18 protein-coding genes are annotated in these 16,691 nt (G+C 71.0%); 7 read left to right on the top strand and 11 right to left on the bottom strand.

The features are described 5' to 3' along the window. The first annotated feature begins 27 nt into the window (after positions 1-27). Together trpS and ACZ7JA_RS02605 are read left to right on the top strand one after the other, a co-directional pair. Positions 28-1,038, top strand: coding sequence for a tryptophan--tRNA ligase (gene trpS / locus ACZ7JA_RS02610; RefSeq protein ID WP_470806904.1), 1,011 nt, complete (start codon positions 28-30; stop codon positions 1,036-1,038). Positions 1,039-1,185: 147 nt separating this feature from the next. After that, a complete protein-coding gene (locus tag ACZ7JA_RS02605) occupies positions 1,186-1,764 on the top strand; it encodes a 2'-5' RNA ligase family protein (protein WP_351670209.1) in 579 nt (192 codons plus the stop codon). Positions 1,765-1,810: 46 nt separating this feature from the next. On the opposite strand, the gene ACZ7JA_RS02600 is transcribed toward ACZ7JA_RS02605, so the two are convergent. Continuing rightward, entirely contained in the window at positions 1,811-2,566 is a 756-nt protein-coding gene (locus ACZ7JA_RS02600) for a decaprenylphospho-beta-D-erythro-pentofuranosid-2-ulose 2-reductase (protein ID WP_351670206.1), read from the bottom strand. Between the two features lie 141 nt (positions 2,567-2,707). On the opposite strand from ACZ7JA_RS02600, the gene ACZ7JA_RS02595 reads away from it, so the two are divergent. Then, a complete protein-coding gene (locus ACZ7JA_RS02595; protein WP_351670203.1) occupies positions 2,708-3,616 on the top strand; it encodes a YihY/virulence factor BrkB family protein in 909 nt (302 codons plus the stop codon). Here ACZ7JA_RS02595 and ACZ7JA_RS02590 read toward each other — a convergent pair. After that, a complete protein-coding gene (locus tag ACZ7JA_RS02590; protein WP_470806901.1) occupies positions 3,564-4,796 on the bottom strand; it encodes a D-alanyl-D-alanine carboxypeptidase family protein in 1,233 nt (410 codons plus the stop codon). The two genes, ACZ7JA_RS02595 and ACZ7JA_RS02590, sit on opposite strands and share 53 nt — an antisense overlap. Positions 4,797-4,968: 172 nt before the next feature. Between ACZ7JA_RS02590 and ACZ7JA_RS02585 the strand changes: the two genes are divergently transcribed. The 3 genes from ACZ7JA_RS02585 (at position 4,969) to ACZ7JA_RS02575 (ending at position 8,307) form a co-directional block, all read left to right on the top strand. Continuing rightward, positions 4,969-5,208, top strand: coding sequence for an SCO4848 family membrane protein (locus tag ACZ7JA_RS02585; protein ID WP_351670197.1), 240 nt, complete (start codon positions 4,969-4,971; stop codon positions 5,206-5,208). 16 nt (positions 5,209-5,224) lie between these two features. Beyond that, positions 5,225-6,526: a metallophosphoesterase gene (locus ACZ7JA_RS02580; RefSeq protein WP_389446021.1), complete on the top strand. Its 1,302-nt coding sequence runs from the start codon at positions 5,225-5,227 to the stop codon at positions 6,524-6,526. A gap of 236 nt (positions 6,527-6,762) precedes the next feature. Beyond that, positions 6,763-8,307 carry an ABC transporter substrate-binding protein gene (locus tag ACZ7JA_RS02575; protein WP_351670191.1) on the top strand — a complete coding sequence of 515 codons (1,545 nt, stop codon included), beginning with the start codon at positions 6,763-6,765 and terminating at the stop codon, positions 8,305-8,307. Positions 8,308-8,325: 18 nt separating this feature from the next. Here ACZ7JA_RS02575 and ACZ7JA_RS02570 read toward each other — a convergent pair whose 3' ends face one another. The 9 genes from ACZ7JA_RS02570 to ACZ7JA_RS02530 all read right to left on the bottom strand — a co-directional run bounded on the left by ACZ7JA_RS02570 (position 8,326) and on the right by ACZ7JA_RS02530 (position 14,896). After that, positions 8,326-9,111, bottom strand: coding sequence for a TetR/AcrR family transcriptional regulator (locus tag ACZ7JA_RS02570; protein ID WP_351670188.1), 786 nt, complete (start codon positions 9,109-9,111; stop codon positions 8,326-8,328). A gap of 9 nt (positions 9,112-9,120) precedes the next feature. After that, positions 9,121-9,615, bottom strand: a complete 495-nt coding sequence (locus tag ACZ7JA_RS02565) for a thiol-disulfide oxidoreductase DCC family protein (protein ID WP_351670185.1) — start codon at positions 9,613-9,615, stop codon at positions 9,121-9,123. Then, positions 9,612-10,019 carry a hypothetical protein gene (locus ACZ7JA_RS02560; protein ID WP_351670182.1) on the bottom strand — a complete coding sequence of 136 codons (408 nt, stop codon included), beginning with the start codon at positions 10,017-10,019 and terminating at the stop codon, positions 9,612-9,614. Before ACZ7JA_RS02560 ends, ACZ7JA_RS02565 begins: the two co-directional genes overlap by 4 nt. A gap of 107 nt (positions 10,020-10,126) precedes the next feature. Beyond that, the gene (locus ACZ7JA_RS02555; protein WP_351670179.1) at positions 10,127-10,537 is read right to left on the bottom strand and encodes a VOC family protein; all 411 of its coding nucleotides are present in this window, start codon (positions 10,535-10,537) and stop codon (positions 10,127-10,129) included. Positions 10,538-10,713: 176 nt separating this feature from the next. After that, the gene (locus ACZ7JA_RS02550; protein WP_351670174.1) at positions 10,714-11,493 is read right to left on the bottom strand and encodes a succinate dehydrogenase iron-sulfur subunit; all 780 of its coding nucleotides are present in this window, start codon (positions 11,491-11,493) and stop codon (positions 10,714-10,716) included. Beyond that, positions 11,493-13,247, bottom strand: coding sequence for a succinate dehydrogenase flavoprotein subunit (gene sdhA, locus ACZ7JA_RS02545; protein WP_351670171.1), 1,755 nt, complete (start codon positions 13,245-13,247; stop codon positions 11,493-11,495). Before sdhA ends, ACZ7JA_RS02550 begins: the two co-directional genes overlap by 1 nt. 19 nt (positions 13,248-13,266) lie before the next feature. Next, positions 13,267-13,749, bottom strand: a complete 483-nt coding sequence (locus ACZ7JA_RS02540; protein ID WP_351670168.1) for a succinate dehydrogenase hydrophobic membrane anchor subunit — start codon at positions 13,747-13,749, stop codon at positions 13,267-13,269. 5 nt (positions 13,750-13,754) lie between these two features. Next, complete coding sequence (gene sdhC / locus ACZ7JA_RS02535) at positions 13,755-14,135, bottom strand: succinate dehydrogenase, cytochrome b556 subunit (protein WP_308290908.1); 381 nt, start codon at positions 14,133-14,135, stop codon at positions 13,755-13,757. Positions 14,136-14,323: 188 nt separating this feature from the next. Next, entirely contained in the window at positions 14,324-14,896 is a 573-nt protein-coding gene (locus ACZ7JA_RS02530; RefSeq protein WP_351670165.1) for a 2-oxo-4-hydroxy-4-carboxy-5-ureidoimidazoline decarboxylase, read from the bottom strand. 154 nt (positions 14,897-15,050) lie between these two features. On the opposite strand from ACZ7JA_RS02530, the gene ACZ7JA_RS02525 reads away from it, so the two are divergent. After that, positions 15,051-16,676 (top strand): beta-N-acetylhexosaminidase, encoded by a 1,626-nt coding sequence (locus ACZ7JA_RS02525; protein WP_470806897.1) that lies wholly within the window; start codon positions 15,051-15,053, stop codon positions 16,674-16,676. Positions 16,677-16,691: the final 15 nt, after the last annotated feature.

Below are 16,691 nucleotides of genomic sequence, written 5' to 3'. Positions count from 1 at the left end.
CACCACCCTCAGGGGAATGGCTCCGCCATGCTGCGTTCTCCGCGCGTGCTCTCCGGAATCCAGCCCACCGCGGGCTCGTTCCACCTCGGCAACTACCTCGGCGCCGTCCGCCAGTGGGTGGCCCTCCAGGAGTCCCACGACGCGTTCTACATGGTCGTCGACCTGCACGCGATCACCGTCCCGCAGGACCCGGCCCAGCTCCGCGCCAACACCAGGCTGGCCGCCGCGCAGTTGCTGGCCGCCGGTCTCGACCCGGACCGCTGCACCCTCTTCGTGCAGAGCCACGTCCCCGAGCACGCCCAGCTCGCCTGGGTCATGAACTGCCTCACCGGCTTCGGCGAGGCCTCGCGCATGACCCAGTTCAAGGACAAGTCCGCCAAGCAGGGCGCAGACCGGGCCTCCGTCGGCCTGTTCACGTACCCGGTCCTGCAGGTCGCGGACATCCTGCTCTACCAGGCCAACGAGGTGCCGGTCGGCGAGGACCAGCGCCAGCACATCGAGCTGACCCGGGACCTGGCCGAGCGGTTCAACGGGCGGTTCGGCGAGACCTTCACCGTCCCGAAGCCGTACATCCTCAAGGAGACGGCGAAGATCTACGACCTGCAGGACCCGACGGTCAAGATGAGCAAGTCGGCGTCCACCCCCAAGGGCCTGATCAACCTGCTCGACGAGCCGAAGGCGACGGCGAAGAAGGTCAGGAGCGCGGTCACCGACACCGACACGGTGATCCGCTACGACACCGAGAACAAGCCGGGCGTCTCCAACCTCCTCACCATCTTCTCCACCCTCACCGGCCGCACGATCGACGAGCTGGAGAAGGACTACGAGGGCAAGATGTACGGCGCGCTCAAGACGGACCTCGCGGACGCCATGGTGGAGTTCGTGACGCCGTTCCGGGAGCGCACCCAGCAGTACCTGGAGGACCCCGAGACGCTCGACTCGGTCCTGGCCAAGGGCGCGGAGAAGGCGCGGGCCGTGGCCGCGGAGACGCTCGCGCAGGCGTACGACCGCGTGGGTTTCCTGCCGGCCAAGCACTGAGCGGTACCGAGGCGTGCGACCGCACGCGCACCCGAGCGGGCGGAGCGCTGCACATCACTGCCGCCGCGCCTGCCCACGGGACACCCGTGGCCGTACAGTCGATAACCGACGGGCGAGAAGAAAACAGACACGACGAGGGGAGACGACGTGGGGACCGTAACGATCGGCGTGTCGATCGCGGTCCCGGAGCCTCACGGCAGCCTGCTCCAGGAGCGGCGCGCGGGCTTCGGCGACGCCGCGGCTCACGGCATCCCCTCGCATGTCACCCTGCTGCCGCCGACCGAGGTGGACGAGGCCGACCTGCCGGCGGTGGACGCCCACCTGAGAGGGGTCGCGGCCGCCGGGCGACCGTTCCCGATGCGGCTGTCCGGGACCGGTACCTTCCGGCCGCTGTCGCCGGTCGTCTACGTGTGCGTCGTGCAGGGCGCCGAGGACTGCTCCTGGCTGCAGCAGCGGGTCCGCGACGCCTCCGGGCCGGTGCCGCGGGAGCTGCAGTTCCCGTACCACCCGCACGTGACGGTCGCGCACGGCATCGACGAGGCGGCCATGGACCGCGCGTTCGAGGAGCTGGCCGGCTTCGAGGCGGAGTGGCCGTGCACCGGGTTCGCGCTGCACGAGCAGGGCGCCGACGGGGTGTGGCGCAAGCTCCGGGAGTACCCGTTCGGCGGATCCGTGGTGCCGCCGCAGGCGGGGCACCTGGACCGCGGCACGATCGCCAGCCGGTAGCCGCCGCCTCCCCCCACCCGCGGAAGACTCCCGCACGGGGCTCCCCCTAGAGGGGCAGTCTGCGGAAGACCGTCCGCGGCGCGTGCCGCAGCACCGCCATCACCAGGCGCAGGAAGCCCGGCACCCACACGGTCTCCGAGCGGCGGCGCAGGCCCAGTTCGACGGCCGTGGCGACCGCCTCGGGCGTGGTGGCGAACGGCGCCCTGGGCAGGGCGGCGGTCCTGGGCGTGACGACGAAGCCGGGGCGCACGACCATGACATGCACCCCGGTGCCGTACAGCGCGTCGCCGAGACCCTGCGCGAAGGTGTCGAGCCCGGCCTTGCTGGAGCCGTAGATGAAGTCCACCCGGCGGGCGCGTTCGCCGGCGATGGAGGACAGGACCACCAGCGAGCCGTGGCCCTGGGTCTGCAGCGCGCGGGCCGCCACCAGGCCCGCCGACACGGCTCCGGTGTAGTTGGTCTGCGCGACCTGGACGGCGCGCAGCGGTTCCCGCTCGTCGTGGGCCTGGTCGCCGAGGACGCCGAAGGCCAGCAGCACCAGATCGACGTCGCCCTCGGCGAACACCTTGCCGAGTACCGGCTCGTGGGACTCGGGGTCCAGGGCGTCGAAGGCGAGGGTGTGGACGTCCGCGCCCAGCGCGCGCAGACCCTCGGCCGCCCGCTCCAGGCCGGGCGAGGGGCGGCCCGCCAGCCGAACGGTCCGGGCGCCACGGGCGATCAGGCGGCGCACGGTGGCGAGCGCGATCTCGGAGGTGCCGCCGAGGACGAGCAGGGACCGGGGGAGGGGTTCGAGGTCGGGCATGCCGGCGACCGTACCGCCCCCGCCCGGGCGACCGGCCGGAGAACATAACCCCGTTCGGCGGAACGGGTGATTAATGGGATGTCACTCAATAGTGTTGCCGCGCCCGCACATCGGGTCCTGGTGGCGGGGCAGAGACGCAGCATGGACTGGCTGAAGAAGCTCCCCGGTGTCGGGCCGATCGTCACCCGGCTGATGATCACGCACGCCTGGCGTTCCTACGAGCGCCTGGACCGGGTGAAGTGGACGCGACTGGCCGCCGCGATGACCTTCGTCAGCTTCGTCGCGCTGTTCCCGCTGCTGACGCTGGCGGCCACCGTCGGCGCCGCCACGCTCAGCCAGTCGCAGCAGCGGACCCTGCAGGACAGGATCGCCGAGCAGATCCCCGGCATCTCCGACCAGCTCGACATCAACGCCCTGGTGGAGAACGCCGGCACCGTCGGGGTGATCGCCGGCGCCCTGCTGCTGTTCACCGGCCTGGGCTGGGTCGGCCAGGTGCGCGACTGCCTGCGCGCGGTGTGGGAGCTGCCGGACGACGAGGAGAACCCGTTCCTCGCCAAGGCCAAGGACGCGGGCATCCTGATCGGTCTGGGCGGCGCGGTCGTCGCCACCCTCGCCATCTCCACCGTGGCCTCCGCGATGGTGGGCCGGCTCAGCGACGCCCTCGGTCTCGACCGGGCGGGCTGGGGGCACGTGCTGCTGCAGATCATCGCGTTCGCCGTGGCCGTGCTCGCCGACTTCCTGCTGCTGCTCTACGTGCTGACCCTGCTGCCCGGCACCGAACCCCCGCGCCGCCGTCTGCTGGTGGCCGCACTGACCGGCGCGGTCGGCTTCGAGCTGCTGAAACTGCTACTCAGCGGCTACATCCAGGGGATCGCCTCGAAGAGCATGTACGGCGCGTTCGGCGTGCCCGTGGCCCTGCTGCTGTGGATCAACTTCACCGCGAAACTCGTCCTGTTCTGCGCCGCCTGGACGGCGACGCCGAGCAAGGACGCCGGGATCACGAGCGCGGCCGACGGCGCATCAGATCCGGCAGCGGCCAACGGCGGTTGATCAGGAACACCCCGCCCCCGAGCAGCGCCAGCAGTCCGCCGGCGACGGCCAGGGCGGTTCCGGCGCCGGTGGCCCCGGTCCCGCCCGGGGCGCTCGCGGCCGGCCGCCTGCCGGAGCCGCCGGGCCTGTGCGCCTGCCCCGCCGAGGCGGTGGCGCCCGGCTGGGAGGTGGACTGCGCGCTCTTCGGCGGGACCAGCTCGCCCACCGGGCGCACCTTGCCGGCCGCCCGGAAGCCCCAGTCGAACAGCTTCGCGGTCTCCTTGTAGACCTCGTTGTGCTCGTGCTTCTCCGGGTTCATCACCGTGACCAGCAGCACCTTGCCGTGGCGTTCGGCGACGCCGGTGAAGGTGGCGCCGGCGTCGGTGGTGTTGCCGTTCTTCACCCCGGCGATGCCCTGGTAGACGGGCACGTCCGTGTCGCCGCTCAACAGCCGGTTGGTGTTGCGGATCTCGCCGGACTCGAACTTCGCCGACACGGTCGAGCAGTACTCGCGGAAGTCCTTCTTCTGCAGCCCGGAGCGGGCGAACAGCGTCAGGTCGTACGCCGACGACCGCTGCTCCGGCGCGTCGTACCCGTCCGGGCTGACCACGTGCGTGTCCAGGGCCTGCAGCTCGTCGGCGTGGGCCTGCATGTCCGCGACGGTCCGGTCCACCCCGCCGTTCATGGCGGCCAGCACGTGCACGGCGTCGTTGCCCGAGCGCAGGAAGACCCCGAGCCACAGGTCGTGGACGGTGTAGGTGTGACCCTCCTTTATCCCGACCACGCTCGAACCGGCGCCCATGCCCGCGAGGTCGGACGGGACCACCTTGTGCTCCATCGTCTTCGGGAACCGGGGCAGCAGGGTGTCCGCGAACAGCATCTTCAGGGTGCTCGCCGGGGGCAGCGGCCAGTGCGCGTCGTGCGCGGCGAGGACCTCGCCGGACTCGGCGTCGGAGACGATCCAGGACCGTGCGGTGAGGTCCTCGGGAAGCGCGGGCACGCCGGCCGCGAGGTTCACCTGGGTCCCCGGCTGCCCCAGCCGCGCGCCGCCCACCTGCGACATGAGCGCCGGGGGAGTGGCCGTCGGGCTCGTGGAGGGCGTCGGGGCCGCGAACGCCACGGGCGTGGTGACGGAGAGGGACAGCAGCGCGGCGGAGGTGGCCAGCAGGCGTCGCCCGAGGGCCTTCTTCGGTGGGGGCACGGTCGGAAACGTACCGGCCGAGGACACCGAAGTCCCGCCCGGCACCCCACCCCGGCCACGGAACGCGGGCGCGGACAGCGATACTGAACGCATGCCGTGCTCATCCGGGGGACAACCCCCGGACCCCCGGCCGGCCGCCGGGGCACGGCGTCGTGTCGAAAGGTCAGTCTCCGTGAAACTCAGCCGCCCGGTCTCCTGGTTCCTGCTCGCCTTCGGGGTGTGGAGCTGGGTCATCTGGATCACTTTCGTCAAGAACCTGGCCGAGGACGGCAGCGGACTCGCCTTCGACGACGGCCACCCGACCGCGTACTTCTGGGTGCATCTGCTGCTGGCGATCGTCTCCTTCGTACTGGGGACGGTCATCGGGCTCATCGGGTTGCGCGGACTGCGCGCACTGCGCCGGAAGTCATAGCGGGAGACACTGCAGCGTGGTCATCGTCTTCGTCCTCATCGCGGCGGCCGTCCTGGCCGTGCTGGTGCTCGGGCACTGGTACGTGTGGCGCCGTCTGGTCCGCGACACCACCCGCGGCCCGGGCCCGGCCCGCCGCGCCGGCACGGCGGTGTTCGTCGCCGGCCCGCTGCTGATGGTCGGCGCCCTGGTCGCCGAACGCTCCGGCGCCCCTTTCTGGCTCCAGCGCACCCTCGCCTGGCCCGGCTTCCTGTGGATGGCGCTGGCGCTGTACCTGCTGGTGGCGGTGGTGGCCGGCGAGGTCGTACGGCCCCTGGCGGCACGGCTCCTGGCGCGCCGGGCGCGGACCGCCGAGACCCCCGTGCGGGAGCCGGAGACGGTGCCGGCGGCGCCTCGGCCGGCGCCGGCCGAGCCGGATGTGCCGGACGTGCCGGATGTGCCGGAGGACCAGGCCGGCCCGGAGCCCGCCGGGCGGGCGCCGCGCGAGGCGCACGCCCCCTCCCGGCGGCTGTTCGTCTCCCGGGTCGTGGGCGGAGCCGCCGCGGCCGCCGCCGTCGCGACGGTCGGGCAGGGCACGTACGGCGTGCTGCGCGGGCCGCGGGTCAAGCGCGTCACCGTGCCGCTGGCCCGGCTGCCGCGCGCCGCGCACGGGTTCCGGATCGCCGTCGTCAGCGACATCCACCTCGGGCCCGTCCTCGGCCGCGGTTTCGCGCAGCGGGTCGTCGACACCGTGAACGCCACCCAGCCCGACCTGATCGCGGTCGTCGGCGACCTGGTGGACGGCAGCGTGAAGGACCTCGGCCCGGCCGCGGCGCCGCTGGCCCGGCTCAGCGCACGGCACGGGGCCTACTTCGTCACCGGCAACCACGAGTACTTCTCCGGCGCCGAGCAGTGGGTCGCCGAGGTGCGCACCCTCGGCCTGCACCCGCTGGAGAACGCCCGCACCGAGCTGCCGTACTTCGACCTGGCCGGGGTCAACGACCTCCAGGGCGAGAGCGAGGGCCGGGGCCCGGACTTCGCGAAGGCGCTCGGCGACCGGGACCCGGCCCGCGCCTGCGTGCTGCTCGCCCACCAGCCGGTGCAGATCCACGAGTCGGTGCGGCACGGCGTCGACCTCCAGCTCTCCGGCCACACCCACGGCGGCCAGCTCTGGCCGGGCAACCTGATCGCGGCCGCCGCCAACCCCACCGTGGCCGGCCTCGAACGCTACGGCGACACGCAGTTGTACGTCAGCCGGGGCGCCGGCGCCTGGGGGCCGCCCACCCGGGTCGACGCGCCCTCGGACGTGACGGTGATCGAGCTGGCCGCCACGCGCGCCTGACCCGCCCCGCGGCGCCTCACGGAAACCGCTCCCACCTTCCTGTGAAGGCGCTGTGGAATTCGGCGGAAACAACGCCTCGGTAAGTTCTCCCTCATGGGGGCCGATAGCCCTTCCCCCCGCTCAAACAGGTGTGATTAGGTGAGCCGCGCCACTAGGGGAGTGGCCGTTTTTCTGTGCTGGGCCAGGGGTAGGGCCCTGGCAGGCCTGGGAGGGGCACCACCATGCGATCTGTTCGCATGCGCATTCTCGTGACGCTGCTCGTACTCGCCGTCGTGGGGATCGGCGGCTGGCAGTTGCTGCCGTCGCAGGGCGACAAGAACCGGACGATCACCGTCGGCACGACCGACGCCGTCACCTCACTGGACCCGGCCGGCGCCTACGACGCCGGTTCCTGGGCCCTGTTCAGCAACGTCTTCCAGACCCTGCTGACCTTCGAGCCGGGCGGGGTCAAACCCGTCCCGGACGCGGCGAAGAGCTGCGCCTTCGAGGGCGGCGGGCTGAAGACGTACCGGTGCTCGCTGCGCGGCGACATCACCTTCCCGAGCGGGCGGAAGCTGACCGCCGAGGACGTGAAGTACTCCTTCGAACGGGTGAAGAAGATCAACTCGGACGTCGGCCCGGCGTCCCTGTTCTCCACCCTCGGCTCGGTGTCCGCCGACAGTGCGACGTCCGTGACCTTCCACCTGTCGTCCCCGGACGCCACCTTCCCGCTGAAGGTCGCCACCGGCGCCGGCTCGATCGTGGACAAGGACGCCTACCCGGCCAGGGCCCTGCGCACCGGCACCGGTGTCGACGGCACCGGCCCGTACACGCTGACCTCGTACACCAAGGACCAGAAGGCCGTCCTCGCGCCCTACACGAAGTACCAGGGCTACCTCGGCGGCACCGGCCGCCCCATCGAGCTGCGCTACTACGCCGACTCCCAGAAGCTGCAGACCGCCTGGCAGCACAAGCAGGTCGACGTCGCCACCCGGACGCTGCCGCCGCAGGTCCTGTCCGAGCTGAACCCGAGCGACCCCACCCAGCGCGTCACCGAGTCCGACAGCTCCGAGACCCGCAACCTGTACCTCAACACCCGCGCCGCCTCACCGCTGCACGACGAGCGGGTGCGCCGCGCCATGGCCTGGCTGGTCAACCGCGAGCAGCTCGCCGCCAAGGTGTACGACGGCACGGTCGACCCGCTGTACTCGCTGATCCCGACCGGCATCATCGGCCACACCACGTCCTTCTTCGACACCTACCCGACGCAGAGCACCGCGAAGGCGCGGGAACTGCTCACCCAGGCCGGGGTGACCCTGCCGGTGCGCTTCACCTTCGGCTACGGCAGGGGCCGGGGCGCGGGCGCGGAGGAGGCCGCGGAGCTGAAGCAGCAGCTCGAGAAGGGCGGCCTGTTCAAGGTGGACGTCCAGGGCTACGAGTGGACCGACTTCCAGAAGCGCTGGGCCGCCGGGAAGATGGACGCCTGGGCGGTCGGCTGGGTGGCCGACTACCCCGACCCGGACACCTTCGGCTCCCCGCTGATCGGCACCGGCTCCACCATGAGCACCGGCTACAGCAGCAAGGCCGTCGACGCGCTCATCCGGAACAGCCAGCAGTACGCCGACCGCTCGCGGACCTCGAACGACTTCCGCGCCATCCAGGGGGACGTGGCGGCCGACGTGCCGCTGATCCCGCTGTGGCAGCGCAAGGAGTACGTGGTCAGCACCGAGGACGTCGGCGGCGGCCAGTACCTCTCGGACGGCACGGGCGTGTTCCGCCTGTGGCGCCTGCAGTGGATCTGACGCCCCGCGGCCGAGGGGTCAGTCCTCGGCCCCGTCCTCGTCCGCGCGGCCGGCCTCGTGTCCGGCCGCGCGCCCGGCTCTGGCCGAGGGGTCCGGAAGTGCCCTCGTCATCCCCGGCAGGAAGTCCGTGAACAGCTCGTGGACTTCCAGCACCAGGGGGCGCAGCACCCGGAACCGGGCCAGGGCGACCCCGCGGGCGGTCAGCCGCGCGCCGCGCCGCGCCAGCCGGTAGCTGCGCTCGCGGCCCTCGGTCCGGTCGAAGACCCAGTACAGGACGAGGCCCATCTGGGACAGCCACATCAGTTCCGGCAGCACGTCCCGCAGTTCGGGCGCCACCTTGGACCTGGAGCCGGCCAGCACCTCCCGGTGGACGCTGATGGCCTGCTCCCGGGCGTGCTCGCTCTCCGGGGAGAACGGGCTGAGCGGGCTGTCGGGGTCGGCGGCGTTCTTGAAGAACTGGACCGCGAACTCGTGGTACGGCCGGGCGATGTCCAGCCACGCGGTCAGCACGCCCGCGAGCCGGGCCTCCAGGTCGGTCTCCCGGTTCAGGACCTCCCGGACCGCCACCTGGTGCTCGGCGGCGATCCGGTCGTAGAAGCCCTGGATCAGGTGCTCCTTGCCCTCGAAGTAGTAGTAGGCGTTGCCGACGGAGACGCCGGCCTCCTTGGCGATGGCCCGCATGGTGGTCTTGTCGTAGCCGCGCTCCTGGAAGAGCCGCATCGCGGTCTCCAGGATGAGCGCGCGGGTCTGCTCGGACTTGGTCTGGGGGCCGGCCTCTTCGGGGCCTTCGTTCTTCGCGGGCACGACAGGAGCCTAACCAGTGGGGCAGGCGCCGCCGGAACAGGACGGCGGGTTGTAGGTCCAGCCCGCCCGCGGGTCGTACGACCATCCGTCGGCCCGCGGGTACGCCCGCCCGCCCCACTGCGCGCCCCGCCACTTGGCGGCCGCCAGCACCGCGCCCCGGGCCAGCTTGTAACCGGCCGGGGTGCTCAGCCGGTGGGCGAGCGGGCGGTGTTCGCGCAGCGCCCACAGGACGACGATCCAGGCTCGGGACGCCTGGTAGACCTGCCCGGAGTCGCCGATCACGGTGACCTCCTGGAGGGTGGCGGCGTGGTCGAGCCCCGGGTAGCGCCGGCGGGCCTCGTCCGAGCCGGCCGGAACCAGTTCCAGCGGCACCAGCTTGGGCTGCCTGACGAGCCAGTCGCGCAGGTGCGTGCACAGGGCGCACTCGGCGTCGTAGAGGACGGTGAGCCCGCGGACCGGGACGGACGTGGCGTCCCGGTCCTGCGCGGAGGTCACCGCGCTCACGCCCCGGCCGTCGGCGGTACCCAGGCCTGCGGGGGGACCGGGGGCTGCTGCTCGCGGTCCATCAGCCCGCGCCGCCGGATCCTGTTGAGCACGTACACGTTGCCCAGGTGCATCACACCGAGCACCAGCAGCACCACGCCGAGCTTGGCCGACAGGGCCTCGAAGATGCCCCGGGTGTCCTCGATGTCGCCGCTGTCGTTCAGGTACAGCGCCACGAAGCCCAGGTTGACCAGGTAGAAGCCGACCACCAGGAGGTGGTTGACGGCGTCGGCGAGCTTCTCGTTGCCGCGCAGCACGTCGGACAGGAAGACCCGGCCGTTGCGGCTGAGCGTGCGGGCCACCCAGACGGTCAGCGCGATGCTGACCGCCAGGTAGATGACGTAGGCGATGACGGTGCGGTCCATGCCCCACCCCTTCTTGAACGCGTTCAAAACGCTGACAGGAAGGACTCTAGCCCTGCTTTTGAACATGTTCAACTCAAGGGTGCGACGGATCGCGCCGGCTTCGCGCGTCAGCTCCGGCGACCCAGCTCCGGGCGCTTGCTGTAGTCGGTGAACCCGAGGACGTTCCCCCAGGGGTCGGCGATCTCCACGGTCCAGCCGGTGGCCCCCGGGAACGGCTCGTCGAGCGGCATGATGCCGGCGGCGGCCAGCTCCCGTGCCGCGGCCCGCGCGTCCGGCACCTCCAGCCACAGCCGCGGCGACGGCCACGGTGGCGGCCGGTGTCCCAGCGCCTCCTCGGCGCGCAGCAGGATCGCCGGCATCTCGCCGCCGACCTTCAGCTGGGCGATCCCCGCCTCGTCGAGCCGGAACCCGACGGTGAACCCGGCCCGCTCGTAGAAGCCGACGGCCTCGCCGAGGTCGCCGACGGGAAACAGCGCGTTGTCGAACCCGAGCAGTTCGTACGACCCTTTGTCTGACATGTCGTCACATTAGGGCTCAAACCCGACCATACGCGAGGAGCCCCACCGAAACTCGTTCGGCGGGGCTCCCGGAAACGCGGGATCATCCTGTCACCCGCCGGCCCGGGAAACGCGAAGGGCCCCGCTTCCGGTGGCTGACCGGGAGCGGGGCCCAACTCGCAAGAGGCGGAGGGAGATCAGTAGCGGCGCGTGATCAGCGCGCGCTTGACTTCCTGGATCGCCTTGGTGACCTCGATACCGCGCGGGCAGGCGTCCGTGCAGTTGAAGGTCGTGCGGCAGCGCCACACGCCGTCGCGGTCGTTGAGGATCTCCAGGCGCTGCTCGCCCGCCTCGTCACGGCTGTCGAAGATGAAGCGGTGGGCGTTCACGATCGCGGCCGGACCGAAGTACTGGCCGTCGTTCCAGAACACCGGGCAGGACGACGTGCACGCGGCGCAGAGGATGCACTTCGTGGTGTCGTCGAAGCGCTCGCGGTCCTCGGCGGACTGCAGACGCTCGCGCGTGGGCTCGTTCGTGTCCTTCGTGACGAGGAAGGGCATGACGTCCCGGTACGCCTGGAAGAACGGCTCCATGTCCACGACCAGGTCCTTCAGGACCGTGAGGCCCTTGATGGGCTCGACCGTGATCGGCTTCTCGGGGTTGATGTCCTTGATCAGCGTCTTGCACGCCAGGCGGTTCTTGCCGTTGATCCGCATGGCGTCGGAGCCGCAGATGCCGTGGGCGCAGGAACGGCGGAAGGTCAGGGTGCCGTCGATGTCCCACTTGATCTTGTGCAGACCGTCGAGGACGCGCTCCTTGGGGTCGATCTCCAGCTGGAAGTCTTCCCAGGACGCCTCCGCCGAGACCTCCGGGTTGAAGCGGCGGATCCGGAAGGTGACGGTGATGTAGGGGGAGTCGGCGAAGCCGGGCTCGGGCTGGCCGGCCGCGTCCGCCTTGTCCAGAACAGGGGTAGCCATCAGTACTTACGCTCCATCGGCTGGTAGCGGGTCTGGACGACCGGCTTGTAGTCGAGACGGACGGTTTCCGAGCCGTCGGCCCCGACCTCGCGGTACGCCATGGTGTGCCGCATGAAGTTGACGTCGTCGCGGTTCGGGTAGTCCTCGCGGTAGTGACCGCCGCGGGACTCCTTGCGGGCGAGCGCGGAGACCGCCATGACCTCGGCCAGCTCGAGCAGGTTGCCCAGCTCGATCGCCTCGAGGAGGTCCGTGTTGAACCGCTTGCCCTTGTCCTGGATCGCCACGTTCTTGTAGCGCTCGCGCAGCTCGGCGATCTTCTCGACGGCCGTCTTGATCGTCTGCTCGGTGCGGAACACCATGACGTTGGCGTCCATGGTCTCCTGCAGCTCGCGGCGGATGGTGGCCACCCGCTCGTTGCCGGTGGAGTTGCGCAGCCGCTCGATCTGCTCGACGACGAGCGACTCCGGGTTCTCCGGCAGCTCGACGAAGTCGACCTTCGCCGAGTACTCGGCGGCGGCGATGCCCGCGCGGCGGCCGAACACGTTGATGTCCAGCAGCGAGTTGGTGCCCAGGCGGTTGGCGCCGTGCACCGACACGCAGGCCACCTCGCCGGCCGCGTAGAGGCCCGGGACGACGGTGGTGTTGTCCGCCAGGACCTCGCCCTGGACGTTCGTCGGGATGCCGCCCATGGCGTAGTGCGCGGTCGGCTGGATCGGGATCGGGTCCGTGTAGGGCTCGATGCCGAGGTACGTCCGCGCGAACTCGGTGATGTCCGGGAGCTTGGCGTCGAGCTGCTCCGGCGGCAGGTGGGTGAGGTCGAGGTAGACGTGGTCGCCCTCGGGACCGCAGCCGCGGCCCTCGCGGATCTCCGTGTAGATGGAGCGGGAGACGACGTCACGGGACGCGAGGTCCTTCATGACCGGCGCGTACTTCTCCATGAAGCGCTCGCCGTCCTTGTTGCGGAGGATGCCGCCCTCGCCGCGCGCACCCTCGGTGAGGAGGATGCCCATGCGCCAGATGCCGGTCGGGTGGAACTGGAAGAACTCCATGTCCTCCAGCGGCAGGCCCCGGCGGTAGACGGCGGCCTGGCCGTCACCGGTGAGGGTGTGCGCGTTGGAGGTCACCCGGAAGAACTTGCCGGTGCCGCCGGAGGCGTAGATCACGGCCTTCGCCTGGAAGAGGTGGATCTCGCCGGTGGCCAGCTCGTACGCCACCACGCCGGCCGACTTCTTGACGCCGTCGACCTCGGTGATGAGCTGGTCCAGGACGTAGAACTCGTTGAAGAACTCCACGCCCTCCTTGACGCAGTTCTGGTACAGCGTCTGGAGGATCATGTGGCCGGTGCGGTCCGCGGCGTAGCAGGACCGGCGGACCGGGGCCTCGCCGTGGTTGCGGGAGTGACCGCCGAAGCGGCGCTGGTCGATCGTCCCGTCGGGCGTCCGGTTGAACGGCAGGCCCATCTTCTCCAGGTCGAGGACGGCGTCGATGGCCTCCTTCGCCAGGATCTCGGCGGCGTCCTGGTCGACCAGGTAGTCACCGCCCTTGACCGTGTCGAAGGTGTGCCACTCCCAGTTGTCCTCCTCCACGTTGGCCAGCGCGGCGGCCATGCCGCCCTGCGCGGCGCCCGTGTGGGAGCGGGTGGGGTAGAGCTTGGTCAGGACCGCGGTGCGGCTGCGCTTCGTCGACTCGATGGCCGCGCGCATGCCGGCGCCGCCGGCGCCGACGATGACTGTGTCGTACTTGTGGATCTTCATGATTCTCGCAGCCCCGTGCCTAGCGGATGTTCGGGTCGAAGGTGAAGATCACCAGCGTGCCGAGCAGGATGGTGAACACCGTGGCGGTGTAGAGCAGAGCCTTCAGCCACAGCCGGGTGTTCGGGCGCTCGGCGTAGTCGTTGATGACCGTGCGCAGGCCGTTGGCGCCGTGCAGCATCGCGAGCCACAGCATCAGCAGGTCCCAGACCTGCCAGAACGGGGACGCCCAGCGGCCGGCCACGAAGGCGAAGCCGATCTTGGAGACGCCGCCGTCCAGGACGAGCTGGATCAGCAGGTGGCCGATGACCAGGACGACCAGCACGATGCCGGACAGGCGCATGAACAGCCAGGCGGCCAGCTCGAAGTTCCCCCGGGTGGACTTGGGGGTCTTCTTGGTCCGCAGACGCGGCGCCTCGATCACCGGGGCCGGGTTGTCGACGGAGTACACCGGGGCGCCCTCGACGGGGCCGACTCCGGACGCGGGGGTTTCAGTCGTGGACATGAGTGTCAGCTCCCGAACAGGGCACGAGCGGCGTGGCCGAGGACCGGGTAGAGCGCGCCGATCATCAGGACGATCCAGACGCCCATCACGGTCCAGAACATCTGCTTCTGGTAGCGGGGGCCCTTCGACCAGAAGTCGACGGCGATGACGCGCAGGCCGTTGAGCGCGTGGAAGAGGATGGCGGCGACGAGGCCGTACTCCAGCAGCGCGACGATCGGCGTCTTGTAGGTCGCCACGACCTTGTCGTAGGCCTCGGGGGAGACACGGACGAGTGCGGTGTCCAGCACATGCACGAACAGGAAGAAGAAGATGAGGACGCCGGTGACTCGGTGAGCCACCCAGGACCACATTCCTTCCCGTCCGCGGTACAGCGTTCCAGCCGGCACGGAAGAACCCTCCGGGAGCGGGGACTAGGGCCGCGCCGGCTTCACGGTCGGTCGGGCCCGGCCGGGTACGGTCCACCGGCCCTCAGCATCGTATCCATGCGGCGGGGCGAGGCTTACGGGGGGCCTACTTGTGTGATCAAAGTGGCACCGGACGGGCTAGGCGTGCGGCATTCGGGCGGTGTGTGCGGTCATATGCCGGAAGCGGGCGTGTTGTGGCTGGTCGCGCCGCTGGTCGGGCCCGTCGGGGAGTGGGGCGCGGGGCCCGCCAGGAACGCCGCGAGCCGGTGCCTCGCCAGGCGTCGCAGCTCCTCCGCCGCCCTGACCCGCTCCTCCTCCGGATCGTTCGCCAATCGTGACCGGATGCCTTCGAGGATGCGGTCGATGACCTCGTACTCCGGGGTGTCGCCGAGAAAGATCACGAACGTGTGCCCGAATTTCGCCTCGTACGCCGCGTGCGCCGCGCTCAGCGCCATGTGCGCCGCCTGGTACGTGTCCTCCGGCAGCACGGGCAGCGGCTCGCCCGCCAGGGCCCCGGACAGCTCGGCCGCGGGCAGGTCGTACGTCGCCTCGTCCGCCGCCGCCAGCAGGGCGTCCAGGTCGGGGTACGGGCGGTGCTCGGCGATACGCCCGGACCAGCGCGGATTGCGCAGGCAGCGCTGCAGCATCGCGCCCGCCTCGTCGGCGGGGGCGGCGTTGAAGGCGTCCAGCGGCGTGGGGAGGTACGGGAGACGGTGCGCAGGCAGCGTGGGTCCTCGCGTCACAGGTGGTGTGGCAGGGGATCTTGTGAAGGCTGTGTCGCTACGTTATCGAGAGTGGTCACACTGTGTCCGACGAGTATCTGAATTTCACCCGTACGGAAGAGTTTCGGAACACCTCGATGACGGGTGACGGGCCGATCGGTCGTACGTTGGCTGAGTGACCCAGCACAGGCGCCGGGCGTCGGCGCAGCAGGTGAGGCGGAAGCGGGCGGTGGTCGCCGCGGCTTTCGCGGGGACCGTCGCGCTCGGTGTGGGCGTGGGCGTGTGGGCCTCGGCGGACACCGGCAAAAGACCGGCCGGGGATGTGGCGCAGGCCCCGTCGGGCCGGGCGCCGAGCAGTCCCTCGCCCAGCCGCTCCTATCCGCTCTCCCAGGCGCCGCGCACCATACCCGCGGTCAGCTCCCACACCGCGGCGCGCGGCCCCGGCTGGCGCCCGAAGAAGGGCGAGCGGGTCGTGGTGAGCGATCCGTCCCTGGCCGACGAGGGCCGGCTGACCGCCGGTGAGCTGGGGCTGACGTACGCCGGGGAGAAGAACGACAAGCGGGCCGGGGACGTCCGGCTCACGCTCGGGAAGGGCGGTGGCAACCCGGAGTCGTACACCATGACCGTCCGCGACGGCCGGGTGGACATCAGCGGGCCCACCGAGAGCGGCGTGTTCTACGGCACCCGCACCCTCAAGCAGGAGGTCCACGGCGGCGGCACGGCGCCGGAGGGCGTCGTGCGCGACCGGCCCGCGAAGCCGGTGCGCGGCTTCAACCTGGACATAGCCCGCAAGCCCTACAGCGAGTCCTGGATCGAGGACCGGATACGCGAGCTGGGCGACCTGAAGTTCAACGAGCTGGGACTGCACTTCTCCGACGACCAGGCCTTCCGGATCGAGTCCAGCAGCCATCCCGAGATCGTCTCGCCGGACCACCTGACCAAGGCGCAGGTCAAGCGGATCGTGGACCTGGCGAAGAGCCGGCACATCACGGTCGTGCCCGAGATCGACTCGCCGGGGCACCTCGGCGCGGTCATCGCCGCCCACCCCGACCTGCAGCTGCGCAACGCCAACGGGGTCGCCACCCGGGGCGCGATCGACATCTCCAAGCCCGGCTCCGCCAAGATCGTCGACGACCTGCTGAACGAGTACGCCGGCGTCTTCCCGGGCAACCAGTGGCACCTCGGCGGCGACGAGTACCAGGCGCTGACGGTGTCGGACCCGCAGGCCTCGTACCCGCAGCTCGCGGCCGCCGCCCGGCAGAAGTACGGCTCCGGCGCGACCGTCGCCGACCTCGCCACCGGCTGGCTCAACGACCGCGCCGCCACCGTCCGCGCCCACCACCGGACCATGCGCGCCTGGAACGACGGCTTCTTCCGCGACACCTCCGTGCGGCCCGCCAAGGACCTCCAGGTCGCCTACTGGACCGGCAAGGAGATCGGCGCCCGGCAACCGGTGGAGTACCTGCGCGACGGCCGCAAGGTGCTCAACTACAACGACGAGTTCATGTACTACGTCCTCGGCCAGCCGCAGACCTTCGTCTACCCCACCGGGCAGCGCATCTACGAGCAGTGGAACCCGCGCGTGCTGCGCGGCACCACCGCCGTCCCGTCGAGCTACGACGGCCAGATTCCCGGCGGCTCGTTCGCCGTGTGGAGCGACATCCCGGGCGCCCAGACCGAGGCGCAGGTCGCCGCCGGCATCCGGATGCCGCTCCGGGCCACCGTGCAGAAGCTGTGGGACCCGGACAAGCCGGCGCTGTCCTGGGCCGAGTTCAAGGCGCTGGCCGACCGGCTGGGCTGACCGGCTGACCGGCCG

It is taken from the genome of Streptomyces sp. NPDC038135 (assembly GCF_055601245.1).
The sequence above is the reverse complement of the archived record's forward strand: the minus strand, read 5'-3'. Positions and strand labels throughout refer to the sequence as shown.